The organism is Segeticoccus sp. (assembly GCF_035708005.1).
Genome location: NZ_DASSTI010000037.1, coordinates 1 through 23728, shown reverse-complemented (window position 1 = coordinate 23728; position 23728 = coordinate 1). Strand labels below are relative to the sequence as shown.

The following is a 23728-nucleotide window of genomic DNA, read 5'->3' as shown; positions in this document are numbered from 1 at the left end:
CCAGAAGCCGGTGCCGTTGTCACCGCCCGCCGTGTCGTACTCATCGGGCAGGCCGAGGTCGTGGGCGAACTCGTGGGCGAAGACGCCGAGACCGCCGTTCTCCGGCTCCGTGGTGTAGTCGCCGATCCAGTAGCCGGTGTCGCCGATCTGCACGCCGCCCAGGGGGTTGCTGCCCGGACCGGTGCTGCCGATGCCAGCTGCGCCGACGTACCAGCGGTGCGCCCACACCGTCCACTCCGGCGCGCCGGCCGACTCGTCCTCACCGGCACGGATGGACTGGAAGTGGTCGATGTAGCCGTCCGGCTCGTTGTAGTTGCCGTCACCGTCGTAGTCGTAGCGGTCCCACTGGTCGAACTGGGACAGGTAGTCCTTGATGTCGGCGTCGCTCTTGCCCTGCGCCTTCTGGTCGGCCACCCACGCGTCGGCGGCCTCCTGGGTGAACGCCGTCATGTCGACGTTGTACTCGTTGACGCCGAAGCAGGCTTCGCGGTCGGGGATCCGGACCCAGTCGCTGACGTCACCGCCGATGAGGAACCGGCCGCTGGACTGCTCCTGGTAGTAGTCGCGGAACGACTCGCCACCTTGGTTGGGCAGTCCCTTGAAGAACATGTCCAGGTAGTGCTCGCGGTTGAAGTCGTCGACCCAGTAGGTGGTGTTGTCGACGCTTCGGTCCGGCTTGGGGATGTTGTTGTGCACCGGGCCACCCTCGTCGGATGCGGCGCAGGTGTTGCCGGTGGGGCTGCTGTATCCCGACCCGTCGCCGAAGTCGACGAGGAAGGTCAGGATGTCGGTCTGCTCCTGCACGCCGTACTGCACCCACTGGCCGGGGGCGACCCGCACGACGTCGGCGCCGTTCTTGTGCTGCACCGTGGCCTTGCCCTGTGCGACGAGCTCGGTGGCGCGCCGCTGCAGGGCCCGCTGCTTCTGGATCGGTGCGGCCGGTCGGTCGTCCAATTTGTGGTGTCCGGTCGCGGGATGGTCGGGCGAATCCACCTGTGGCGCCGGTTGGGCCACGGCGGGGATCGTCAGTGCGGTCATGGCTGCCGCCGAGGTGGCCAGACCGAGCAGGACGCGGGGTGTGCGTCGTCTCACGTGTCCTCCAGGGTGATGCGGTCGGGCACGCCGAAACGGGCGGCAGCCGACCCCCGTTCGACCCCCAGCCAAGGATCAGCGCACTCCCAGCCTCCTTGGGGCTGGGTCACAGAGACTGTCACAGCCCGCCGACGCTGTCGAGACCTACGTCACATCGGTGCGTCGCCCAGAGCCGCGGCCCGAGTCCGTCGAGCTCGCCGGGTCCGCAGCCTCCGGAGACGCGGCCTCCCAGTCGACGGCGGCGAGGGCGAACCACAGCTCGATCCGGTCGGTGAGCCGGTCGAGGTCGAGGCCGGTCAGCATCTGGACCTGCTGCAGCCGGTAGCGCAGCGTGTTCCGGTGCACGACCAGGTCCTGGGCGGTGGCGGCGAGCTGGCCGTCGTGGGCGAGGAAGGAGCGCAGGGTCCGCACCAGGTCGCTGCGGTGCTCCTCGTCGTGACGAGCCAACGGGGCCAACAGGTTTCGTCCGACGTCGCCCAGCGGCTGGTCGAGGTTGCCGAGCAGCAGCCCCATCGCGGTGAGGGGCTCAGCGTGCTGCACGCCGGGGCCGCGACGAGCTGCGTGCCGGGCCTCGAAGTAGCCGACGCGGATCCCGCTCGTGCCCTCGCGGGGTTGGCTGATGCCCAGACCGACCCGAGGGTCGAGCGGCTGCAGGTGCCGGGCGAGCACCGCTGTCACCTCGTCCGCGTCAACCGTCGCCGGGAGCAGCACGAACGGCTGCCCCTGCACCAGAGCAGTCGGCTGGGGGTCGAGCTCCTCGCCGAACGGTCGGTCCAGCGCCCAGGGCATGCGACGTAGCCGGTCGGGGGTGGTGTCGAGCCGGGCCACGACGACCCGGTGTGGGGCTGTGGCATCGATCCCGTTGAGCTGCAAGCGTCGTCGCGCCTCGCTGGCGGACTGGGTCCGCAGCACGATGTCCTCCAGGACCTGGCCGAGCAGCTCGCGTCGGCCGGTCCGCACCGCTTGGCGGCGGGCCAGCTCCAGCCCGAGTGCGTTGACCGCGAACGAGGCCAGCCCGAGGTCGGCCACGGGGTGCTCGGCGCGCAGCCGGGCAACCGTCGTGCCGCCCAGGCGGACCGGCAGGTCGAGCGGCTCCGAGTCGGCGCCGTCCGTCACGGGCGCCGCCGACGGCGTGCCCGCCGCCGGCGTGCCCGCTGACGGCAGGCTCCGGGCCGCACGGCGCGGCTGCCGGGCGATCAGCCGACCATCCGGCTCCACCAGTGACACGGCACCGGCGTTCAGGCTGGCGCGCAGGCGGCGCAGGAGGGCTTCGAGCCCACCCCCGGAGAGCAGGTCGGCCACGAGCTCGTCCTGGATCCGTGCGCCCTGCTGCACCGCGGCGTACTGCTCGGCGAAGATACGGTCGGCCACCCATCGGCTGATCTGCACGAAGGGCACCTCGACCGGCGACTCCAGCAGCGTCAGGCCGGTATGCCGTGCCGCCCCCACCAGCGCCTCCGGAACCTCATCGTGGACCAACCCGGTGCCGAAACACAGTGCGGCGACCGGCAGTTCGGCAAGGCGCGTGGCCAGGTCAGCCCACTCGTCGTCGCGGCGTTCGAGCATCCCGGTCGTCATCACGAGCTCACCGCCGCGCAGGAACGGCAGCGGGTCCGGCAGCTCCGTCGTCGCCACCCAGGCGACCCGCCGCTCGTCCCCCTCTGGGGTGGAGGTGTGCTGCACGAGCCGGAGGGTCGGCTCGGCGGCGAGGTCACGGACGCGGGCGGACGGCATACCGCCCATTGTGCGGGAGAGCAGACGCGGACCCCTCGGGTGCAGCTGCTGGCGAGGCACGCCCGCCTCGCCGCTCTGCCGGGGCGATCACGACACATCACGACACATCACGACACGGACACGAATTGCGCGAAAGGCGTTGACCGGCATCTCGGCCGCCTCTAACGTGTTCCTATTCAGAGACAATGTTCATATATATGAACACACCGATACGAACCCGCCACACCCCCGTCCCCTCCACACCCCGGGAGCACCGCCATGGCTCGTCTCGCCCAGACCACTCGTCGTTCCCTGTCCTGGCGCACCGCCGCCGTCGCCCTGCCGCTGGCCGGCATGCTCGCCCTCAGCGCCTGCGGCGGCAGCTCCAACGCCTCCAGTGAGGGCGCGCCCACCGGCGACAAGGCGCCGCTGTTCAAGGACCTGCCCAAGGACATCCAGGACGCCGGCACCATCCAGGTCGGCTCGTCCGTCGACTACCCGCCGTTCGAGTACTACGCCCCTGACGGGAAGACGCTGAAGGGCTTCGAGACCGAGCTCGCGGCACTGCTCGAGAAGAAGCTCGGCGTGTCCTTCACGTGGAACAACGCCAGCTTCGACACGCTCTTCAGCGCCCTCAAGGCCGGCCGCTACGACCTCGTCTACGGCGCCACCAACGACACCGCCGAACGCGAGCAGTCCTTCGACTTCGTCTACTACCTGCAGTCCTCGCAGGGCTTCGTCGTCGCCAAGGGCAACCCGCACGGCATCAAGACGGTCGACGACCTGTGCGGCAAGAACGTCGCCGCGGTCCGTGGCGGTGTGCAGGCACAGTGGCTCGACGCCCAGGCCAAGAAGTGCGCGGCCGAGGGCAAGGGCAAGCTCACGCCGATGACCTTCGACGGCAACGCGGGGGAGCAGCTCGCGGTCAAGCAGGACAAGGCCGCCGCCATGCTCGAGAACTTCCCGACCGCCGCGGCGTTCGCCAAGGAGTCCAACGGCAAGCTCGAGCTCGTGCCCGACCTCCAGGTCGAGAAGCAGTTCTTCGGGATGGTGCTGCCCAAGGACAGCACCGAGCTGCGCGACACGATGGTCAAGGCGTGGAACGAGATCATCGCGGACGGCAGCTACCAGAAGGTCCTGGACAAGTGGGACCTCGGCCAGATCGGCATCAAGAAGTCGGGCGTGAACGCGGTGGCCTCGAAGGCGACGGCTGAATGAGGCACATGCCGACCACCTCCGTGGGTGAGTCGCGGAACCCGGAGCAGACCATGTCGATGACCGAGGATGCCCCCGCCGGCCGGGCGACCACGCCGACCGACACCGGGACGGCCACCCGCATCATCCCCGTGCGCCACTACGGCACATGGGTGCTCGGCGCCGTGGTGCTGGTGCTTCTCGGCATCCTGGTCCGCGCCTTCGCCGTCGCCGACATCCAGTACTCCTTGGTGTTCTCCTACCTCACCAAGCCGACGATCCTCGGCGGTGTGGCCAACACCCTGAAGCTCACGGTGCTGGCCATGGTGATGGGGCTGGTGCTCGGGGTCATCACGGCCGTCATGCGGCAGACCAACAATCCGGTGCTGCGTGCGGTCGCCGCCGGCTACACCTGGCTGTTCCGGGGGACGCCCCTGCTGGTGCAGCTGCTCATCTGGTTCAACCTCGCGCTGATCTTCAAGCACGTCATGGTCCCCGGCCTGTTCTCGTTCAAGATGAACGACCTCATGACGCCGTTCGTCGCGGCGCTCCTGGGCCTGGGGGTGAACGAGGGTGCCTACATCGCCGAGATCGTGCGCGGCGGCATCCTGTCGGTGGACGAGGGACAGCGCGAGGCGGGACACGCACTGGGCATGCGCTACGGCACGATGATGCGCCGGATCGTGCTGCCGCAGGCGCTGCGCGTCATCGTGCCTCCGCTCGGCAACGAGTTCATCGCGCTGTTGAAGTTCTCGGCGCTGGCCTACACGATCTCCTACGGCGAGCTGCTCTTCTCCGCCAACAAGATCTACACCGCCAACTTCAAGGTGATCGAGCTGCTCTTCACCGCCTCGATCTGGTACCTGATCCTGACCACTGTGTTCACGTTGGGGCAGCAGGTCCTGGAGCGGCGGCTGAACAGGGGCAGGCGGTCCTCGCAGAGCCTCGCAAAGACGTTGCTCATCAACATTGCAGGAGGCTGGCGATGACCGCAACGGCCGTGCGACCGACCCCCCGGTCGACCACCACGCCCATGGTCCAGTCGGTCGACGTGCGCAAGCACTTCGGCAAGCTGGAGGTCCTCAAGGGCATCAACCTCGAGGTCGCCCCGCGGGACGTGTTCTGCCTCGTGGGCCCTTCCGGCTCGGGGAAGTCCACCTTCCTGCGGTGCATCAACCACCTCGAGAAGGTCGACGGCGGGCAGCTGTCCGTCGACGGCGAGCTCGTCGGCTATCGCCGCGACGGGGATGCGCTGCGCGAGCTGCACGACAAGGAGATCGCCCGCAAGCGCGAGGAGATCGGCATGGTCTTCCAGCGCTTCAACCTCTTCCCGCACATGACGGCCCTGGCGAACGTCATGGAGGCGCCGATCCGCGTCAAGAAGGAGGGCAAGGCCGTCGTGCGCGAGCGGGCGATGGCCCTGCTGGACCGGGTCGGCCTGCGGGACAAGAGCAATGCCTACCCCAACCAGCTCTCGGGCGGCCAGCAGCAGCGCGTGGCGATCGCGCGGGCCCTGGCCATGCAGCCCAAGCTGATGCTCTTCGACGAGCCGACCTCCGCGCTCGACCCCGAGCTCGTGGGCGAGGTGCTCGACGTGATGCGGGGCCTCGCCGAGGACGGAATGACGATGATCGTGGTCACCCACGAGATGGGCTTCGCCCGCGAGGTCGGCGACGCCCTCGTCTTCATGGACGGCGGAGTCGTCGTCGAGGCCGGCCACCCTCGTGATGTGCTGACGAGGCCACAACACGACCGGACCAAGGCCTTCCTCGGCAAGGTCCTCTGACTGGAGGGGCACACACCATGGGTACATCGGTGGTCCGCGCCATGCGGATCCTGGAACTGCTCGCGCAGTCCGAGAAGCCCTTGCCGCTCGCGAGGGTGACCGAGGCGCTGCAGATCCCGAAGAGCACCGCCCACAGCATCCTCGCGTCGCTGGTGCAGGAGGGGTTCGTCCAGGTCCACGAGCCGGCCAGCTACGCGATCGGGCTCAAGGCCTTCGAGGTCGGCGCCGCCCACCTGCGCGCCACCGGCACCGTGGGCGTTGTCGCCCCAGAACTGGCGCGGCTGACCCGGACCCTCAACATCACCTCGCACTGGGCGGTGCTGGAGGGGCATGACGCGGTCTACCTGTGCAAGGAGGACCCGCCCGGCCGCGGGGTGCAGCTGGCCAGCTCGATCGGGGCCCGGCTGCCTGCCCGAGTCACCGCCGTCGGCAAGAGCTGCCTGGCCTGGCTGGAGCCGGAGGTGGCGGCGACCCACGTGGACCTGCCCCCACAGGGCGACCCCACCCGCGACGCGGCGCTCACCCAGGTGAACGCCGAACTGGAACACGTGCGCGCGAACGGCTTCTCGACCGACAACGGGGAAGCGGCCGTCGGCATCACCTGCGTGGCCGCTCCCGTCTTCGACATGTCCGGCCCGCGCGGAGCCATCGGCGTGAGCTTCCTGCGCGGCACCGGCGCCCCGTTCGACACCATCGTGGCCGAGGTCAAGGAGTCCGCCTCGCGCGCCACCTCACTGCTGGGCGGAAGGGGAACGCGATGACCGTGGCCGCAAGACCGTGGCTGGACCAGATCGAGCCGTACCGCCCGGGGCGGCACGCCGCGACGCTGGAGGGCTCGATGGCCTCCAACGAGTCGCCGCTCGGCGCGAGCGGTGCCGTGCTCGAGGCGGTCGCCCGCTCGGCCCGTAGCGCGCACCACTACCCGGACCCGCTCGCCGACGAGCTGCGGTCCGAGCTCGCGGTGCTGCACGACGTGGATGCCGATCAGATCCTCGTCGGCAACGGCTCCGATGAGCTCATCTACCTGCTGGCGCTGGCCTACCTCGCCCACGGGGGGCACGCGGTCTGCGCGGACCCGGCATACCGGATCGACGAGATCAGCACCCAGGTGGTGGGCGGGCGACTGACCAAGGTGCCGCTCAAGGACTGGGCGCACGACCTCGCCACCATGGCGCGCGTCGACGCGGACGTGGCCTACGTCGTCAACCCGCACAACCCGGCCGGGACCGTCCGGCCCCTGCAGGAGCTCGAGCGGTTCGTCACCGAGAGCCGCTCCCGGCTCGTCGTGGTCGACGAGGCCTACATCGACTTCGCCGACGACCCCGCCGGTATGACGGCCCTGCCGTTGGCGGCCGAGGGGCGGGCGGCGGTGCTGCGCACCTTCTCCAAGATCCACGGGCTGGCCGGCATGCGGGTCGGCTACCTGGTCGCTGACGCCGCGGTCATCGCCACCCTGCGCAAGATCCGCGCCCCGTTCTCCGTCGGCACGGCCGCCCAAGCCGCCGCACTGGCGGCCCTGCGCGACCCCGGCCACACGCAGGCCGTCCGGAACCACACCCTGCGGCACCGCGCCGAGCTGACGCGGCTACTGCAGGAGGCCGGCTACGCCATCGTCCCCTCGCAGGCCAACTTCGTCCTGGCCGAGGCACCCGACGAGAGCGAGCTGGTCGAACGCCTCTGGCGACAGGGCGTCACCGTCCGGCCGGGCACCGCCCTGGGCATGCCCGGGACCGTCCGGGTCAGCGTCCCGTCCAGTGCCGGCCTCGACCTGTTGCGCGCCGCGCTCTGAACCTCAGCACTCGCCACACGAAGGAGTCCCCATGTTCGTCAGGAACGCCTGGTACGTCATCGGCTGGTCGGAGGAGATCACCCGGACGCCGCTCAAGCGCACCGTCCTCGGGGAGGACGTGGTGCTCTACCGCACGCAGGACGGCACCGCGGTGGCGCTGGCCGACCGGTGCGCCCACCGTGCCTACCCGCTGTCGGCGGGACGGCTCATCGGCGACAACATCCAGTGCGGCTACCACGGTTTCGAGTACAACTGCGAAGGCATCTGCGTCAAGGTCCCCGCGCAGGACCGGATCCCGCCGCGCGCCGTCGTGCACAAGTACCCCGTCGTGGAGTCCCACCGCTGGGTCTGGATCTGGATGGGAGACGCCGAGCTGGCCGAGACCACACCGGTTCCCGACACCCACTGGATGACCGACCCGGCCTGGGACCGGGTGACGCACACGCGCCTGTTCGCCTCCAGCGCCGACCTCATCCACGACAACCTGCTCGACCTGACCCACGAGAGCTTCCTGCACGAGTCCTCGATCGGTGACGAGGCCGTCTACGTCAATGGCGTCACCGTCGAGGTCGACGGCCACGTGGTCAGCGTCGACCGGTGGATGCCCGACTGCCACCCCTCGCCGTTGTTCGAGAAGGCCACCGGCCTGTCCCGCGTGGACCGTTGGCACACCACGGAGTTCCAGCTGCCGAGCCTGCACGTGATCCACGCCGGTGTCGTCGAGCCCGGCGGCCTGCGCGAGGACGGCCACCTGCTCGAGGTGCTCAACGCCATCACGCCGCAGACCGAGGACACCGCCTGGTACTTCTACGCCTTCTGCCGCAACTTCTCGGTCGGCGACGAGGCGATCAACGACCTGCTGCGCACCAACCTCGGTGCGGTGCTCGACGAGGACGCCGACGCCCTCGCGCTGCAGCAGCAGCGCATGGAGAACCGCCCGGAGTCGTTGCCCGACGTGCTGATCGGCCAGGACGCAGGGGTGGCCAAGGCCCGCCGGCTCATGTCGAAGCTGCTCGCCGCCGAGGCGGCGGAGGCTTCAGCGGCACCAGGGGTTGCGGCGCGGCCGAAGGCGGCGTCGGCCGACCGGGCGTCGTGAGGCTGCTCCTGCGCAGCAACGCCCACCGCCCGACCGCGGACGGCTGGGAGGTCGCCGCCTCACCGGACACGCCGAACCGCGAGGTGTGGCAGTGGGACCTGCGTCTGGTCCACTCCCACGCCGGTTCGGCCGAGCCCGGACCCGGCAGCGAACGCCAGGCCGTGTCACTGCCGGCCCGCGACGGCTCCGCGCTCACCGTGCAGCTCACCTGTGACCCCACCCGGGTGGTCGCCAGGACCGAGGTGATGATCGCCGGTGCGCCGGCCACGGTGGAGCGGGACGTCCGCGAGCTCACCGTGCTGGTGGTCGGCCAGGGGCGCGCCCGGCTGGAGGGACGGCACGAGCTCGGTGCGCTCGACGCGATGGTGCTCGAGGGTGACGACCCGTTGACGCTCGCCGTGGAGCGCGTCGGCACCGAGCCCACGTCCGTCGGCGTCGTCCGAATCCGTTCTGCCGTGGAGCAACCCATCAGCTGGGTGCCCTGACCGCCCCGACGAGGAGCCGACCCACCATCATGCCGATCCTGCACGAGGAGCAGCAGCTGCGGCTGCGCGTCACCCAGCTGACCTGGGAGTCCGAGGGCGTCCTGTCGCTGTCGCTGCAGCAGCCCGACCGGGGCGACCTGCCGGCCTGGAGGCCCGGGGCACACGTCGACCTGACCGTCCCCGGGCCGAACGGTGCCCTCACCCGGCAGTACTCCCTCAACGGCGAGCCCGCCGACCGGTCCACCTGGCGGGTGTCGGTGTTCCGGGAGCCGGTGAGCACCGGCGGCTCGGAGGCCGTGCACACCCGCGTCCGCCCCGGCGACCTCGTCGACGTGCGCGGCCCGCGCAACACCTTCGCGCTCGAGGAGTCGCCGTCCTACCTGTTCATCGCGGGCGGGATCGGGATCACCCCGATCCTGCCGATGGTGGAGCAGGCCAGCGCCGACGGGGCCCGGTGGTCCCTGCTGTATGGCGGGCGCTCCCGTTCCAGCATGGCGTTCCTCGACCCTCTGGCTCGCCACGGAGACGTCGTGCGGGTGCACCCCGAGGACGAGCACGGGCTGCTCGACCTCGACGCCGTGCTCGGCGAGCCCCGCGCGGACACCCTCGTCTACTGCTGCGGGCCCGCGCCGCTGCTCGACGCCGTCGAGGAACGCTGCCGGGTCTGGCCGCCCGGGGCGCTGCACGTCGAGCGGTTCACGGCCAAGCCGCAGGTCCCGATCGACCCCGGACTGGAGCAGGCGTTCGAGGTCGTCCTCGAGGCCAGCGGCCGCACCGTCACGGTTCCGCCGGGCATGAGCGTGCTCGAGGCCCTGGAGGCCAATGGCATCGACCACATCAACTCCTGCCGGGAGGGCATCTGCGGGACCTGCGAGACCAAGGTCGTGGACGGCATACCGGACCACCGGGACAGCCTGCTGTCGGAGGAGGAACGGGCAGCGGGTGACACGATGATGATCTGCGTGGGGCGTGCCCTCTGCCCCCGACTCGTGCTGGACCTGTAGAAGGAGACGCGTGACCTCCCACCCCTCCGCCGACGACCTCGAGGAGCTGGCCGCCCGGCTCACCGGCAGCCGCCTGCTGACCGACCGCGACGTGATGGACGGCTACCGGCGCGACGAGGCCCACCTCGTGGTGCCGGGGTGGCCGTGCGCCGTCCTGCTGGCCAGCAGCGTCGAGGATGTGTCGGCCGCCCTCGCCTGGGCTCACGCGCACGACGTGCCGGTGGTGCCGCGCGGCGCCGGCACCGGCCTGGCCGGGGGAGCGACGGCCGTCGACGGGTGCCTGGTGGTGTCGTTGGCACGGATGAGCGCGATCCGGGAGATCAGCGCGGAGGACCAGTACGCCGTCGTCGAGGCCGGAGTCGTGAACGCCGACCTCGGCCGGGCCGCGGTCGAGGTCGGGCTGATGTACGCCCCCGACCCGTCCAGCTACGAGATCTCCACGATCGGGGGCAACGTGGCGACCAACGCCGGCGGCCTGCGGTGTGTGAAGTACGGCGTGACGCGGGACTCGGTCCTGGGGCTCGAGGTGGTGTTGGCCGACGGACGGGTGATCCACACCGGGCGGCGCACGGTCAAGGGAGTCGCGGGGCTCGACCTGACCAGCCTGTTCGTCGGCTCGGAGGGTGCGCTCGGCATCGTCACCAGCGCGACGCTGAAGCTGCGGCCGCAGCCACCGGTCGATCCCGTGACCATCGTGGCCAGCTTCCCCTCCCTGCGGGGGGCCGCCGAGGCCGTCACCGCCGTGGTGCGCGAGGGCATCGGGCCCAGCCTGCTCGAGCTCATCGACCGCAACACGCTCCGGGCGATCAACGACTGGAAGCACCTGGGCCTGGACGACGGAACTGAGGCGATGCTCATCGCGCAGGTCGACTCCGTCGACGCCAAGGAACGTGCGCTGCGGGTCGAGGCGGCGTTCGAGGGCGCCGGGGCCGACGTCGTCGCGGTGTCCAGCGACCGGACCGAGGCGGCGCAGCTGCTGGAGGTGCGGCGGCTGGCCTACCCGGCGGCCGAGCAGCTCGGGCAGTGCCTGGTGGAGGACGTCGGCGTCCCCCGCTCGCGGCTGCCGCAGATGATCGAGGCGATCGAGGGAATCGGCGCCGCGCACGGCGTGACGATCCTGACCGTTGCCCATGCCGGCGACGGCAACCTGCACCCCACGTTCGTCTTCGACGCGCGACCGGACGGGGAGGCGCCACCGGAGGTCTGGGCGGCCGCCGACGAGGTGTTCCGCACCGCCCTGGACCTGGACGGCACGCTGACCGGCGAGCACGGGGTGGGCGCGCTCAAGCGGCGCTGGCTGGAGCTCGAGGTCGGGCCCGACTCCCTGGAGGTGCAGCGCGCGATCAAGCGGGCCCTGGACCCCAAGGGCCTGCTCAACCCGGGCAAGGGGTTCTGAGCGTGCCGGTGCCCCGAGGCCTTGACGAACAGGAGACGTGGTGAAGCTCGACGATGTCCGTGCCCTCATCCAGCTGCGCCGGCCGGCGCTGGACCCGGTGTCCCGCGCGCTGGGCCACTGCGTGACGATCGAGGACCTGCAGGCGGCGGCCCACCGGCACTGGCCGGCCGGGGTGCGGGGCTACGTCGACGGCGCGGCGGACGGCGAGGTCACGCTGGAAGCCAACCGTGCGGCATACCGGGAGTGCGAGCTGCACCCGGCGCCGCTGCGCGACGTGACGCGCGCCGACACCAGCGCGGCGCTGCTGGGTTCCCCCTCGTCGCTGCCCTTCGCCCTGGGGCCGACGGGCTACTCGCGGATGATGCACACCGACGGTGAGCGCGCCGTCGCGCGGGCCGCGGCGGCGGCCGGCGTCCCCTACACCCTCTCGACGATGTCCACGGTGAGCATCGAGGAGGTCGCCGCGGTGGCCCCGGGTGCGTCGCTGTGGTTCCAGCTCTACGTCTGGCGCGACCGCGACCTGGTGTGCAGCCTCCTGGCGCGGGCGCGGGAGGCCGGCTACCACGCGCTCATGCTGACGGTGGACACGCCGGTGACCGGGTTGCGCACCCGGGACCACCGCAACGGGTTCATGATCCCGCCGCAGCTGACCGCGCGCACGCTGCTGGACATGGGTGCACACCCCGGCTGGTGGACCCGGTTGCTGATGGGGGAGCCGATCACCTTCGCCAACATCCCCGGACACGACGAGAGTCCCTCCGGAGTCATGGAGTTCGCGGCCAAGCAGTTCGACCCCTCCGTCAGCTGGGCCGACCTCGAAGAGCTCCGGCGGCTCTGGGACGGGCCCCTGGTCGTCAAGGGGCTGGTGCGACCGGACGACGCGGTCCGGGCCCGGGACGCCGGCGTGGACGCGGTCGTGCTGTCGAACCACGGCGGGCGTCAGCTGGACCAGGCGGTGGCCCCGCTGCGCGTCCTGCCCTCGGTCCGCGAGGCGGTCGGGCCGGACTACGAGGTGCTCATCGACTCGGGCATCCGGCGGGGGACCGACCTGGCGATCGCGCTCGCACTGGGCGCCAGCGGCTGCCTCATCGGGCGGCCCTACCTCTACGGGCTCGGCGCCGGCGGCGAGCGCGGGGTGCGGCTGGCGATCGACCTGCTGGCCGGCGAGCTGCGCCGGGCGATGCAGCTGCTCGGTGTGACGAGCATCGCCCAGCTGCGCCGGGAGGGCCCCGAGCTGGTGTCCGCCCCCAGTGGGCGCGGCCGCCGCCGGGACCAACGTCTTGTATCCGAGACAGAATCAGCCTCCGGGGTGTTCTCCGGAGGGGGGTGAGCCGATTCGAATGGGCTCCAGCCCCCTGAAGGAGTCCCATTCATGAGCGAAAACACGGGTGGTCTGCGCATCGAACGGCGCACCATCGACGTCGTGCCGGACGCGGAACGGCACGGCACCCCGCTGAGCCAGTTCACGCTCTGGTTCGGCGCGAACATGCAGATCACGGCGATCGTCGACGGCGCCCTGGCCGTCGTCTTCGGCGCCAACGCCCTGTGGGCGATCATCGGCCTGCTCATCGGCAACATCGCCGGTGGCATCGTGATGGCGCTGCACTCGGCCCAGGGCCCGCGCCTCGGCCTGCCGCAGATGATCTCCAGCCGCGCCCAGTTCGGCGTGCTGGGCGCCGCGGTGCCGCTGGTCCTGGTCATCATCATGTACCTCGGCTTCGCCGCGACCGGCACCGTCCTCGCGGGGCAGGCCGTCAACGAGATCCTGCACGTGCAGGCGCCGAGCGTCGGCATCGTCGTCTTCGGTGTCCTGACGGCGGTCCTGGCCACCCTGGGATACCGCTACATCCACGGGTTCGGCCGAGTGGCCACCGTGCTCGGTGGTCTCGGCTTCACCTACATCGCGATCCGCCTCGGGGTGAGCCACGACGTCGGCGCGATGTTCGCCGACACGTCCTTCGACGCCGTCACCTTCCTGCTGGCGATCTCGCTCGGTGCGGGCTGGCAACTGACCTACGGGCCGTACGTCGCCGACTACTCGCGCTACCTGCCGCGCTCGACCTCGGAGAAGACGACGTTCGGGTCCACCTTCGCCGGCAGCGTGATCGGCTCGCAGTGGTCGATGACCATCGGTGCCCTCGTGGCCTCGATCCCGCTGTCCAAGGGCAGCACCTTCCTGGACGACCAGGTCGGCTTCATGGGCAAGCTCGCCGGTGGTGGTCTGCTCGCCGTGGTCATCTACCTCGTGATCCTCGTCGGCAAGCTGACGGTCAACACCCTCAACGCCTACGGCGGCTTCATGTCGGTGCTGACGACCACCTCGGCGTTCACCCGCCGCGACCGCATCGCCCCGGTCGCGCGGGCGATCTACATCGGCGTCTTCATCCTGTTGTCGGTCCTCATCGCGCTGCTCGCGACGGACAACTTCCTGAGCAACTTCAAGAACTTCGTGCTGACGCTGCTCATGGTGTTCACCCCCTGGAGCGCCATCAACCTCGTCGACTACTACCTGGTCTCGAAGGAGCGGGTGGACATCCCGGCGCTGTACGACCCGGACGCCCGCTACGGCCGGTGGAACGTCGTGGCCCTGGTGTCCTACGGCGTCGGTGTCGTGGTGCAGATCCCGTTCCTGGCGCAGAGCCTCTACACCGGGCCGATCACCAAGGCCCTCGGCGGCGCCGACATCTCGTGGCTGGTCGGCCTCGTCGTGACCGCGGTGATCTTCTACCCGTGGGCGAAGCGGCGGTCCGACCCGCCCGAGACGATGATCTACCCGACCCGCGCGCAGGGCGTGGACGAGCTGGAGCTCGACGCCGTCGGCCACTGAGGTCTGCTGAGGACGGCTGTCACCAGGCCCCGCCGGTCCCGCCGGCGGGGCCTCGGTGGCTCAGGGCGTCGCGCAGCCGGTCGGCGAGCTGGTCCCAGGCGGCGTCGAACTTGCTCAGGCCCTCGTCTTCCAGCTGCTGCACGACGTCGTCGTAGTCGACGCCGACCTGACCCAGGCGGTCCAGCACCTCGCGGGCGTCGTGGTAGCGGCCGCGGACCGAATCCGTCGGCACGACACCGTGGTCCGCGACGGCCCGCAGGGTCGCCTCGGGCATCGTGTTGACCACCTGTGGCGCGACGAGCTCGGTGACGTACTGCGTGTCCGGATAGGCCGGGTCCTTCGTGGAGGTCGACGCCCACAGCGGCCGCTGGGGGTGGGCGCCGGCGGCGCGCATGGACTTCCACCGGTCGCCGGCGAGCAGCTGCTCATAGATCCAGTAGGCGAGCCGGGCGTTGGCGATGGCCGCTCGCCCCCGTAGCGCCCGGGCCGCTGGCGTGCCCAGCTTGTCGAGCCGGGCGTCGACCTCGGTGTCCACCCGGGAGACGAAGAACGAGGCGACCGACCGGATCCGGCCCAGGTCGAGGCCCCGCTGCCGGGCGAGCTCCAGCCCGTCGAGGAAGGCGTCCTGCACCTGCTCGTAGCGGGACAGCGAGAAGATCAGCGTGACGTTGATGCTGATCCCCTCACCGAGGCAGGCGGCGATCGCGGGCAGGCCCTGCCGCGCCGCGGGGATCTTGATGAACAGGTTCGGCCGGTCGACGGCCCACCACAGGGCCCGAGCCTCCGCGATCGTCGCGGCCGTGTCGTGCGCCAGCCGGGGATCCACCTCGATGGAGACCCGCCCGTCGAGCCCCTCGGTGGCGTCGTGGACCGGCCGCAGGACATCGCAGGCCCAGCGCACGTCATACGTCGTCAGGGAGCGCAAGGCCTCCGCGACGTCGACGCCGCGCACGGCCAGGTCACGCAGCTGCTCCTCGTAGGCCGCGCTGGTGCCGATCGCCTTGGCGAAGATCGAGGGGTTGGTGGTGACCCCGGAGACGTGCTGGTGGGCGACGAGGTCGGCGAGCGTGCCCGAGGACAGCCGTTCGCGGCTCAGGTCGTCGAGCCAGAGGGACACACCGGCGCGGGTGAGGGCAGTCAGCGGATCGGTCATCAGGGCGCTCCTTGCCACTGGCTGCGGTGCGGAGCGTAGAGCCCGCGCCGGGTGGGTACCCCTCCATGGTCCACCACAGAAGGGGCACGTGCCATGGCCGAGGTCCAGCGGTTGAGCGCGCACGAGATCCACCAGGAGGTGGTGGCCAACGGGCGCTCGGAGCTGGACCGGCCGATCGGGGCGCTGGCGTTCTCGGGCCTGGGAGCGGGGTTCCTCATGGGCCTCACCGGGCTCGGCGTGGCGGGCACCCGGGCGATCCTGACGGGGGAGGCCGGCGAGTTCATCGGCCTGCTCTTCTACCCGCTCGGGTTCATCGCCGTGGTGATCGGCAGGGCGCAGCTCTTCACCGAAAACACCCTGTTCCCGGTCGTGCTCGTGCTCACCGAACGCAACCACCTGCTCGCCACCCTGCGGCTGTGGGCGGTCGTGCTCGGCACCAACGTCGTGGGGTCCCTCGCCTTCGCCGCGCTGGTCACCAAGGCACAGCCGCTGCACGCCGACGCCGTCGCGGGGCTCGTCCGCCTGGGCACCCAGGCGACGGCACCGGGCACCGTGCACGTGTTCACCAGCGCGATCCTGGGCGGCTGGCTGGTGGCGATGATGGCGTGGCTGGTCAGCAGCGCCCAGCGCACCATCGGGCAGATCCTCGTCATCTGGCTGATGACCTTCCCGGTCGGCCTGCTGCACCTGGCCCACTGCGTGGCCTCCAGCGGCTACATCCTCGCCGCCGCGCTGAGCGGGCAGGTCAGCCCCGGCGGCTACATCGCCTGGCTGGCCACCGCCACCGCCGGCAACATCGTCGGCGGGGTGCTCATCGTCTCGCTGCTCAACCACGCCCAGGTGCAGACGGGGCAGGGCGGCGACAGTTAGGACGGGAATGGGACGGATCAAGGTCGGCACCGCGTCGTGGACGGACAAGACCCTGCTCGCCTCCGGCTGGTACCCACCCGAGGTGACGAGCGCCGAGGCCCGGCTCGACTACTACGCCCACCAGTTCCCCCTCGTGGAGGTCGACTCCACCTACTACCACCCACCCAGTGAGGACACGGCTCGGCTGTGGGCGGAGCGGACGCCTGAGGGCTTCACGTTCAACGTCAAGGCCTTCTCCCTGCTGACCGAGCACCCGACCCGGGTCGCCGCGCTCTACAAGGACCTGCGGCCGCAGACCGACAAGCGCCACGTCTACCTCAAGGACCTGCCGACCGACGTCGTGGACGAGGTGTGGACGCGCTTCCTGACCGCGCTCGGCCCGCTCCACGAGACCGGCCGGCTGGGGGCGGTGCTCTTCCAGTTCCCCCAGTGGTTCCCGATCGGCACCCGCCCCCGCGAGTACCTCCTGCAGTGCAAGGAACGCTGCGCCCCCTACCGGATCTGTGTCGAGTTCCGCAACGCGACCTGGATGTCGGAACGCAACGCCGCGCACACGCTGGACTTCCTCCGCTCGTATGCCGTCCCGTACGTGTCCGTGGACATGCCCCAAGGCTTCCCCCCCTCGGTCCCACCGATCGTGGCCGCCACGAGCCGGGAGCTGGCGGTCATCCGCTTCCACGGCCACAGCGACCGGTGGAACAGCAAGGACATCTACGAGCGGTTCGGCTACCGCTATACCGAGGAGGAGCTGCAGGAGTGGGCGCCCACGGTCTCCGAGGTCGCCCAGCAGGCCGAGCAGACCCATGTCCTGCTCAACAACTGCTACCGCGACTACGCCCAGGTCAACGCCCGCCAGCTGGCCGACCTGTTGGCCCGCTAGCCGGTCCGGTGCCAGCGTGCGCCCCGAGGAGTAGCGTGCCGTCAGGCACTGGGGAAGGGGCCGTCATGGCCGATGACGTGGCTGGCGCTGGGCAGGTCGAACCCGGTCGCGGAGCGGCCGATCAGGCGCCGCCGCAGGTGCGCCCACGTCCCGGAGCCAGCGGCGACGTGCCGGTCAAGTCGGGTGCCCGGCGGGTGCTGGGGATGAAGGTGGCACCGCACGGGACCAGCTTCTACTTCCTGGCTGCGACCGGTCCCTTCACCCGCCGGTATGCCCGGCGCTTCCCGCTGACCGAGGCGGGCTGGCTGGCGAGCTGGAACCAGTTCGCCGCGGAGGATCCCGCCGCGGCAGCCGAGTACTTCGGACAGGTCCTCCATCCCGAGGCGGCAGTGCCTGCCCCGCCCCGGGACGCGCAGGTCAGGGACCCGCAGGTCCGGGACGCGTGGTGCGTCGTCCTCGGTGGGCTCGGCGTGCTGGCGGCCTTCTTCGTCGGGCTGTGGGCGCTGGTGCACGCGGCCCTGCCCCTGCTGGCGTTCATGGCCGTGGGGTTCGTCGTCGCCGCCGGCGTCGGCCTGTTCGGCATCGTGGGGCTGGCAGTGCGTCTCGTCCTGGCCGAGCGGTGGCCGCCGCCCCGGCGGGCGACCGGCGCGTCGCCCGACCCGGCCGAGGGCGGGGCCGCCGTTGACCGGCCGGTGCCCGAACCCTACGGTTGACCACGAAGCAAGAGCATCCTTTCGCGATACGGAATCAATGGAGGATCACCCATGACGGAGCCCACCGGTGTCGAGATCACCGTCGAGCAGACCGAGAACGACCGGGAGATCCTCACCTCCCAAGCACTGGAGCTCCTCGCCGACCTGCACCGGAGCTTCGAGTCCCGCCGGCAGGAGCTGCTCCGCGCGCGGGAGGAGCGCTACGAGCGGCTGACCAAGGGCGAGATGCTCCGCTTCCTCGATGAGACGAAGCAGGTCCGGGAGGGGGAGTGGCAGGTCGCCGATCCGGCCCTCGGCCTCGTCGACCGCAGGGTCGAGATCACCGGCCCCACCGACCAGAAGATGACGATCAACGCCCTCAACTCGGGGGCGAAGGTGTGGCTCGCGGACTTCGAGGACGCCAACACACCCCTGTGGCGCAACGTGATCGACGGCCAGCTCAACCTGCGCAACGCCCTCGACCGCACGATCGACTTCACCAGCGCCGAGGGCAAGTCCTATGCCCTCAAGCCGGCCGCGGAACTCGCCACGATCGTCGCGCGGCCCCGCGGCTGGCACCTGCCGGAGAAGCACATCCTCGTCGACGGCCAGCCGATGTCCGGAAGCCTCGTCGACTTCGGGCTCTACCTCTTCCACTGTGGCCAGCGCCAGCTCGACGCCGGCAAGGGCCCCTACTTCTACCTGCCCAAGATGGAGTCCCACCTCGAGGCGCGGCTGTGGAACGACGTGTTCGTCCGGGCCCAGGACCACCTCGGCCTGCCGCAGGGCACCATCCGGGCGACCTGCCTGATCGAGACCTACCCGGCCGCGTTCGAGATGGAGGAGATCCTCTACGAGCTGCGCGACCACTCCGCCGGGCTCAACGCCGGCCGCTGGGACTACATCTTCAGCGTCATCAAGAAGTTCCGCACCCGCGGACGGGACTTCATGCTGCCGGACCGGGCCGACGTCACCATGACGGTCCCGTTCATGCGGGCCTACACCGAGCTGCTCGTGAGCACCTGCCACCGCCGTGGCGCCCACGCCATCGGCGGCATGGCCGCGTTCATCCCCAGCCGCAAGGACGCCGAGGTCAACGCCACCGCCTTCGAGAAGGTCCGGGACGACAAGCGTCGCGAGGCCACCGACGGCTTCGACGGCTCCTGGGTCGCCCACCCCGACCTCGTCCCGATCTGTCGGGAGGAGTTCGACAAGGTCCTCGGCGAGAAGCCCCACCAGATCGACCGCAAGCGCGAGGACGTCCACGTCACCGCCGAGCAGCTGCTCAGCGTCGCGGAGACGCCGGGCAAGGTCACCGAGGCCGGGCTGCGCAACAACATCAGCGTCGGCATCCAGTACCTCGCCTCCTGGCTGCGTGGCCAAGGAGCCGTCGGCATCTTCAACCTCATGGAGGACGCGGCCACCGCAGAGATCTCCCGCTCCCAGGTGTGGCAGTGGCTGCACAACGACGTCGAGCTCGACTCGGGTGAGAAGGTCACCACCGAGCTCGTGGACCGCCTCGTCGAGGAGGAGATCGCCAAGCTGCCCGGCGACCCGAAGGAGTATGCCGACGCGCGCGCCACCTTCCTCGACGTCGCCGTGGCGGACGACTTCGCGGAGTTCCTGACCTTGCCGGCCTACGCCCGCATGCCCTGAGCGCCGTGGAGATCAGCGAGCTGGCCCGGCGGCTCGAGCCGGTGCTGGGCGCCGACGGCATCATCACCGACCCGCAGCGCCTGCGAACCTACGAGTGCGACGGACTGGCGCACTACAAGGTCACGCCCGCCCTCGTGGTGCTGCCCGAGACCACCGAGCAGGTGGCGGCCTGCGTGCGGGCCTGCGCCGACGCGGAGGTGCCGTTCGTCGCCCGCGGCTCGGGGACCGGTCTGTCCGGCGGTGCCCTGCCCCACGCCGAGGGCGTCCTGATCGTCACCGCGCGGATGCGCGACATCCTCGAGATCGACGTGGAGAGCCAGCGTGCGGTCGTCGAGCCCGGCGTGATCAACCTGCGGCTGTCCCGGGCGACCCAGCCGGACGGCTACTACTACGCGCCCGATCCCTCCAGCCAGCAGGTCTGCTCGATCGGTGGCAACGTCGCGGAGAACTCCGGTGGGGCGCACTGCCTGAAGTACGGCTTCACGACCAACCACGTCACCGGTCTGGAGCTGGTCACCCCGGAGGGTGACGTCGTGACCGTCGGCGGGAAGGCGCCCGACGCCCCTGGCTATGACCTGCTCGGCGCGCTCGTGGGCTCGGAGGGCACGCTCGGCATCGCCACCCAGGTCACGGTGCGACTGACGCGTTCCCCCGAGGCCGTGCAGACCCTGCTCGCCGGCTTCCCGGACACCGACCGGGCCGGTGCTGCCGTGTCGGCGATCATCGGCGCCGGGGTCGTGCCGGCCGCGATCGAGATGATGGATGCGCTGGCGATCGAGGCGGCCGAGGCCGCGGTCCAGTGCGGCTACCCCGAAGGCGCAGGCGCCGTGCTGATCGTCGAGCTGGACGGTCCGGGGGCCGAGGTGGCGCACCAGTTCGATCAGGTCGAGCACTTCTGCCGGGCGCACGACGCCTCCGAGATCCGCATCGCCGCCGACGACGTCGAGCGGGCGCTGTTCTGGAAGGGGCGCAAGTCCGCATTCGCCGCCGTGGGCCGGATCAGCCCCGACTACATCGTCCAGGACGGCGTGATCCCGCGTGCCGCGCTGTCGGAGGTGCTGCGCGACATCGCGCGGGTGAGCGCGGACAAGGGCGTGCGGGTGGCCAACGTCTTCCACGCCGGCGACGGAAACCTGCACCCGCTGGTGCTGTTCGACGACGCGGTGCCCGGGGAGGCCGAGCGCGCCGAGGAGATGTCCGGCGCCATCCTCGACATGTGCATCCGGCACGGCGGCTCGATCACCGGTGAGCACGGGGTCGGGTCGGACAAGGCGAAGTTCATGCCGCGCATGTTCACCGACGACGACCTCGACACGATGCAGCTCGTGCGCTGCGCGTTCGATCCTGCCTCGATCTCCAACCCGGGCAAGGTGTTTCCCACGCCGCGCCTGTGCGGAGAGGTGCCTGGCAAGCACAAGGGCGTGCACCCGCTCGTCGAGTCCGGCATCGCCGAGGTCTTCTGATGGCCGACACCCTCGAACGACTCCTCGATGCCACCGGCGGCCACGCGACCGACGGGTGCGAGCGGGACGTCGTGGACGGCATACCGGCTCGTTGGGTGGCCAGCCCGGGCAGTGAGCAGGAGACGGCCGCCGTGCTGCGGGCGTGCGCCGAGGAGGACCTCGCGGTCGTGGTGCGGGGCAGCGGAAGCAAGCTCACCTGGGGTATGCCGCCCGCTCGGCTCGACGTGCTCCTCGACACCTCCCGCATGGATGCCCTGGCGGAGCACGCCGTCGGCGACTTCGTCGCGGTGGTGGGCGCCGGGCGCCGACTGAGCACGCTGCGCGAGGACGTCCTCGGAGCCGGGCAGCGGCTCACGGTGGACCCGCCCCACGACGGCACCGTGGGCGGGACCGCCGCGACGGCGGTGACCGGGCCGCTGCGCCTGGGGGTCGGCGCGGTGCGGGACCTGCTCATCGGCGCCCGGTTCGTGCTCGCCGACGGCACCATCGCCCACTCCGGTGGCAAGGTGGTCAAGAACGTCGCCGGCTACGACGTCGGCAAGCTGCTCACCGGGTCGCTCGGCACCCTCGCCGTGCTCACGCAGGTCGCCTTCCGGCTGCACCCGCTGCCCGAGGCGCAGGCCTGGGTCACCGTCCCGGTCTCCGGGGCCGCCGACGCCCAGACGAAGGTCCAGGCCCTCGTGCACTCCCAGAGCGTCCCCGCCGCCGTGGAGCTCGACCGTCCGGCCGACGGCGAGGCGACGCTCGCGGTGCTCCTGGAGGGCGTCGCCCCCGGTGTCGCCCAGCGGGTCCGGCAGGTGCTCGACCTGCTCGGCGGTCAGGCCTCCGCGCACGAGGCGGCGCCGGACTGGTGGGGGAACGAACCGTTCGGGCCCGGCGACACCCACCTGCGGGTGACCCACGAGATCGGGCGGCTGGCCCAGCTGCTCAACGCCGTCGTCGACGCAGAACAGCGCGCCGCGGTCCCGATCCACCTGCGCGGCAGCGTCGCCGTGGGCTCGGTGCTCGCCGGGATCGGTGCGGACACCCCGCCGGAGACCGTGGCAGCCGCTGTCGCCGCCCTGCGCGAACGGGCGCACTCCTTCGGCGGCACGGTGGTGGTGCGCGACGCGGCGCCGCCGGTGAAGCAGGCGGTGGACGTCTGGGGGCCCGTTCCCGCGCTGGGCCTGATGCGTAGGGTGAAGGAGCGGTTCGACCCTGAATCGCGTCTGGCCCCGGGCAGATTCGTGGGAGGCATCTGATGGACACGTCCGGATCGGCGACGACGCCGGTGACCTCGACGGCCGGCACCCTCGGCACGGACGGACCGCTGCGCGTCTCGTCACCGTCCGGGGGACCGGCCTTCGACGACCACCGCCCGCCGTCCCAGGACCTCATCGACGACTGCGTGCACTGCGGCTTCTGCCTGCCCACCTGCCCGACCTACAACCTGTGGGGCGAGGAGATGGACTCTCCCCGCGGTCGCATCTACCTCATGGGACAGGGACTGCAGGGGGAGCCGTTGAGCCCGGCCATGGTGCAGCACTTCGACGCCTGCCTCGGCTGCATGGCCTGCGTCACGGCCTGTCCCTCGGGGGTGCAGTACGACAAGCTCATCGAGGCGACTCGAGCCCAGGTCGAGCGACGCCACCCTCGCAGCGTGCGCGACCGGGCGCTGCGCGAGGCGATCTTCGCGCTCTTCCCCTACCCCCAGCGGCTACGCCTGCTGCGCGGACCACTGCGCCTTCACCAGGCCAGTGGGCTGTCCCGGTTGCTGCGCAGGACCGGTGTCCTGCAACGACTCTCACCGACGCTGGCGGCGATGGAGTCGCTGGCACCGGCCCGCGAGCACGCTCCCGACATCCCGGAGCGCACCGCCGCGCGGGGCACGGGGCGCGGCACCGTCGGCATCCTGCTCGGCTGCGTGCAGCGCGAGTTCTTCCCCGGTGTCAACGCCGCCACCGTCCGGGTCCTGGCGGCCGAGGGTTTCGACGTCATCGCTCCGCCGGGGCAGGGCTGCTGTGGCGCATTGTCGGTGCACAACGGGCGCGAGGCCGAGGCCCAGCGGTTCGCCCGGGCCCTGATCGACCGCTTCGAGGAGGCCGGCGTGGAGCACGTGGTCGTCAACTCGGCCGGGTGCGGTTCGTCCATGAAGGAGTATGCCGACCTGCTGGCCGATGACCCCGCGTATGCCGAGCGCGCACAACGGTTCTCGCAGCAGGTGTGGGACGTCGCCGAGTTCCTCGCCGAGGTGGGGGCGGTCGCCGAGCGCCACCCGCTGCCGGTCACGGTCGCCTACCACGACGCCTGCCACCTGGCGCACGCCCAGCGGGTCCGCAGCCAGCCGCGGCAGCTGCTGCACGGCATACCGGAGCTGTCCGTGCGGGAGGTGCCCGACGGTGAGATCTGTTGCGGCTCGGCGGGGATCTACAACCTCCTCCAGCCCGATGCGGCACGCGAGCTCGGGGACAAGAAGGCCGCGAACATCGAGCGCACCCACGCCGACCTGCTCGTGGCCGCCAACCCCGGCTGCCTGATGCAGGTGGCCTCGGCGATGGAGCGCAAGGGCACCACCATCCCGACCGCGCACACGATCGAGGTCCTCGACGCCTCGATCCGCGGCCTGCCGGCGAGCGCCCTCCTCAACCGCTGA

At 70.9% G+C, this 23728-nt stretch carries 21 protein-coding genes; 18 read left to right on the top strand and 3 right to left on the bottom strand.

Annotated elements, in window-relative coordinates; all coding sequences use genetic code 11:
• Together VFL99_RS04320 and VFL99_RS04315 are read right to left on the bottom strand one after the other, a co-directional pair.
• On the bottom strand, positions 1 to 1092 hold a 1092-nt coding region (locus VFL99_RS04320), incomplete at its 3' end, for an immune inhibitor A domain-containing protein (RefSeq protein WP_325105103.1).
• Between the two features lie 144 nt (positions 1093 to 1236).
• A complete protein-coding gene (locus VFL99_RS04315; protein ID WP_325105102.1) occupies positions 1237 to 2826 on the bottom strand; it encodes a PucR family transcriptional regulator in 1590 nt (529 codons plus the stop codon).
• A 258-nt stretch (positions 2827 to 3084) separates the two neighbouring features.
• On the opposite strand from VFL99_RS04315, the gene VFL99_RS04310 reads away from it, so the two are divergent.
• The 11 genes from VFL99_RS04310 to VFL99_RS04260 are packed head-to-tail and all read left to right on the top strand — an operon-like array spanning position 3085 to position 14382.
• Positions 3085 to 4023 carry an ABC transporter substrate-binding protein gene (locus VFL99_RS04310; RefSeq protein WP_325105101.1) on the top strand — a complete coding sequence of 313 codons (939 nt, stop codon included), beginning with the start codon at positions 3085 to 3087 and terminating at the stop codon, positions 4021 to 4023.
• Positions 4024 to 4028: 5 nt separating this feature from the next.
• Positions 4029 to 4988 (top strand): amino acid ABC transporter permease, encoded by a 960-nt coding sequence (locus VFL99_RS04305; RefSeq protein WP_325105100.1) that lies wholly within the window; start codon positions 4029 to 4031, stop codon positions 4986 to 4988.
• Positions 4985 to 5785 (top strand): amino acid ABC transporter ATP-binding protein, encoded by an 801-nt coding sequence (locus tag VFL99_RS04300; protein WP_325105099.1) that lies wholly within the window; start codon positions 4985 to 4987, stop codon positions 5783 to 5785. Before VFL99_RS04305 ends, VFL99_RS04300 begins: the two co-directional genes overlap by 4 nt.
• Positions 5786 to 5802: 17 nt before the next feature.
• Positions 5803 to 6546 (top strand): IclR family transcriptional regulator, encoded by a 744-nt coding sequence (locus VFL99_RS04295; protein ID WP_325105098.1) that lies wholly within the window; start codon positions 5803 to 5805, stop codon positions 6544 to 6546.
• On the top strand, positions 6543 to 7574 hold the full coding sequence (locus tag VFL99_RS04290; RefSeq protein ID WP_325105097.1) for a pyridoxal phosphate-dependent aminotransferase: 1032 nt from the start codon (positions 6543 to 6545) through the stop codon (positions 7572 to 7574). Before VFL99_RS04295 ends, VFL99_RS04290 begins: the two co-directional genes overlap by 4 nt.
• 31 nt (positions 7575 to 7605) lie before the next feature.
• On the top strand, positions 7606 to 8670 hold the full coding sequence (locus VFL99_RS04285) for an aromatic ring-hydroxylating dioxygenase subunit alpha (protein WP_325105096.1): 1065 nt from the start codon (positions 7606 to 7608) through the stop codon (positions 8668 to 8670).
• Complete coding sequence (locus VFL99_RS04280; protein ID WP_325105095.1) at positions 8667 to 9155, top strand: hypothetical protein; 489 nt, start codon at positions 8667 to 8669, stop codon at positions 9153 to 9155. The genes VFL99_RS04285 and VFL99_RS04280 overlap by 4 nt, the downstream gene beginning before the upstream one ends.
• Before the next feature lie 29 nt (positions 9156 to 9184).
• Complete coding sequence (locus VFL99_RS04275; RefSeq protein WP_325105094.1) at positions 9185 to 10159, top strand: PDR/VanB family oxidoreductase; 975 nt, start codon at positions 9185 to 9187, stop codon at positions 10157 to 10159.
• Positions 10160 to 10169: 10 nt separating this feature from the next.
• Positions 10170 to 11555, top strand: a complete 1386-nt coding sequence (locus VFL99_RS04270; RefSeq protein WP_325105093.1) for an FAD-binding oxidoreductase — start codon at positions 10170 to 10172, stop codon at positions 11553 to 11555.
• A 40-nt stretch (positions 11556 to 11595) separates the two neighbouring features.
• Positions 11596 to 12885 carry an alpha-hydroxy acid oxidase gene (locus VFL99_RS04265; RefSeq protein WP_325105092.1) on the top strand — a complete coding sequence of 430 codons (1290 nt, stop codon included), beginning with the start codon at positions 11596 to 11598 and terminating at the stop codon, positions 12883 to 12885.
• 42 nt (positions 12886 to 12927) lie between these two features.
• The gene (locus VFL99_RS04260; RefSeq protein ID WP_325105091.1) at positions 12928 to 14382 is read left to right on the top strand and encodes a purine-cytosine permease family protein; all 1455 of its coding nucleotides are present in this window, start codon (positions 12928 to 12930) and stop codon (positions 14380 to 14382) included.
• A gap of 19 nt (positions 14383 to 14401) precedes the next feature.
• On the opposite strand, the gene tal is transcribed toward VFL99_RS04260, so the two are convergent.
• Positions 14402 to 15535 (bottom strand): transaldolase, encoded by a 1134-nt coding sequence (gene tal, locus VFL99_RS04255; RefSeq protein ID WP_325105090.1) that lies wholly within the window; start codon positions 15533 to 15535, stop codon positions 14402 to 14404.
• A 93-nt stretch (positions 15536 to 15628) separates the two neighbouring features.
• Here tal and VFL99_RS04250 point away from each other — a divergent pair, with 93 nt between their 5' ends.
• The 7 genes from VFL99_RS04250 (at position 15629) to VFL99_RS04220 (ending at position 23728) form a co-directional block, all read left to right on the top strand.
• A complete protein-coding gene (locus VFL99_RS04250) occupies positions 15629 to 16405 on the top strand; it encodes a formate/nitrite transporter family protein (protein ID WP_325105089.1) in 777 nt (258 codons plus the stop codon).
• Between the two features lie 7 nt (positions 16406 to 16412).
• Positions 16413 to 17285: a DUF72 domain-containing protein gene (locus VFL99_RS04245; RefSeq protein ID WP_325105088.1), complete on the top strand. Its 873-nt coding sequence runs from the start codon at positions 16413 to 16415 to the stop codon at positions 17283 to 17285.
• Positions 17286 to 17350: 65 nt separating this feature from the next.
• Complete coding sequence (locus VFL99_RS04240) at positions 17351 to 17998, top strand: hypothetical protein (RefSeq protein ID WP_325105087.1); 648 nt, start codon at positions 17351 to 17353, stop codon at positions 17996 to 17998.
• A 51-nt stretch (positions 17999 to 18049) separates the two neighbouring features.
• Positions 18050 to 19633 (top strand): malate synthase A, encoded by a 1584-nt coding sequence (aceB, locus tag VFL99_RS04235; RefSeq protein WP_325105086.1) that lies wholly within the window; start codon positions 18050 to 18052, stop codon positions 19631 to 19633.
• A 5-nt stretch (positions 19634 to 19638) separates the two neighbouring features.
• On the top strand, positions 19639 to 21096 hold the full coding sequence (locus tag VFL99_RS04230; protein ID WP_325105085.1) for an FAD-linked oxidase C-terminal domain-containing protein: 1458 nt from the start codon (positions 19639 to 19641) through the stop codon (positions 21094 to 21096).
• Positions 21096 to 22337 (top strand): FAD-binding oxidoreductase, encoded by a 1242-nt coding sequence (locus tag VFL99_RS04225; protein ID WP_325105084.1) that lies wholly within the window; start codon positions 21096 to 21098, stop codon positions 22335 to 22337. The genes VFL99_RS04230 and VFL99_RS04225 overlap by 1 nt, the downstream gene beginning before the upstream one ends.
• Positions 22337 to 23728 (top strand): heterodisulfide reductase-related iron-sulfur binding cluster, encoded by a 1392-nt coding sequence (locus VFL99_RS04220; RefSeq protein WP_325105083.1) that lies wholly within the window; start codon positions 22337 to 22339, stop codon positions 23726 to 23728. Before VFL99_RS04225 ends, VFL99_RS04220 begins: the two co-directional genes overlap by 1 nt.

What these genes read in the sequence shown, in the direction of transcription:
- VFL99_RS04315 (WP_325105102.1), bottom strand. Translation starts at nt 2,826, where the DNA reads ATGCCGTCCGCCCGCGTCCGTGACCTCGCCGCCGAGCCGACCCTCCGG.
- VFL99_RS04310 (WP_325105101.1), top strand. Translation starts at nt 3,085, where the DNA reads ATGGCTCGTCTCGCCCAGACCACTCGTCGTTCCCTGTCCTGGCGCACC.
- VFL99_RS04305 (WP_325105100.1), top strand. Translation starts at nt 4,029, where the DNA reads ATGCCGACCACCTCCGTGGGTGAGTCGCGGAACCCGGAGCAGACCATG.
- VFL99_RS04300 (WP_325105099.1), top strand. Translation starts at nt 4,985, where the DNA reads ATGACCGCAACGGCCGTGCGACCGACCCCCCGGTCGACCACCACGCCC.
- VFL99_RS04295 (WP_325105098.1), top strand. Translation starts at nt 5,803, where the DNA reads ATGGGTACATCGGTGGTCCGCGCCATGCGGATCCTGGAACTGCTCGCG.
- VFL99_RS04290 (WP_325105097.1), top strand. Translation starts at nt 6,543, where the DNA reads ATGACCGTGGCCGCAAGACCGTGGCTGGACCAGATCGAGCCGTACCGC.
- VFL99_RS04285 (WP_325105096.1), top strand. Translation starts at nt 7,606, where the DNA reads ATGTTCGTCAGGAACGCCTGGTACGTCATCGGCTGGTCGGAGGAGATC.
- VFL99_RS04275 (WP_325105094.1), top strand. Translation starts at nt 9,185, where the DNA reads ATGCCGATCCTGCACGAGGAGCAGCAGCTGCGGCTGCGCGTCACCCAG.
- VFL99_RS04260 (WP_325105091.1), top strand. Translation starts at nt 12,928, where the DNA reads ATGAGCGAAAACACGGGTGGTCTGCGCATCGAACGGCGCACCATCGAC.
- tal (WP_325105090.1), bottom strand. Translation starts at nt 15,535, where the DNA reads ATGACCGATCCGCTGACTGCCCTCACCCGCGCCGGTGTGTCCCTCTGG.
- VFL99_RS04250 (WP_325105089.1), top strand. Translation starts at nt 15,629, where the DNA reads ATGGCCGAGGTCCAGCGGTTGAGCGCGCACGAGATCCACCAGGAGGTG.
- VFL99_RS04245 (WP_325105088.1), top strand. Translation starts at nt 16,413, where the DNA reads ATGGGACGGATCAAGGTCGGCACCGCGTCGTGGACGGACAAGACCCTG.
- VFL99_RS04240 (WP_325105087.1), top strand. Translation starts at nt 17,351, where the DNA reads ATGGCCGATGACGTGGCTGGCGCTGGGCAGGTCGAACCCGGTCGCGGA.
- aceB (WP_325105086.1), top strand. Translation starts at nt 18,050, where the DNA reads ATGACGGAGCCCACCGGTGTCGAGATCACCGTCGAGCAGACCGAGAAC.
- VFL99_RS04225 (WP_325105084.1), top strand. Translation starts at nt 21,096, where the DNA reads ATGGCCGACACCCTCGAACGACTCCTCGATGCCACCGGCGGCCACGCG.
- VFL99_RS04220 (WP_325105083.1), top strand. Translation starts at nt 22,337, where the DNA reads ATGGACACGTCCGGATCGGCGACGACGCCGGTGACCTCGACGGCCGGC.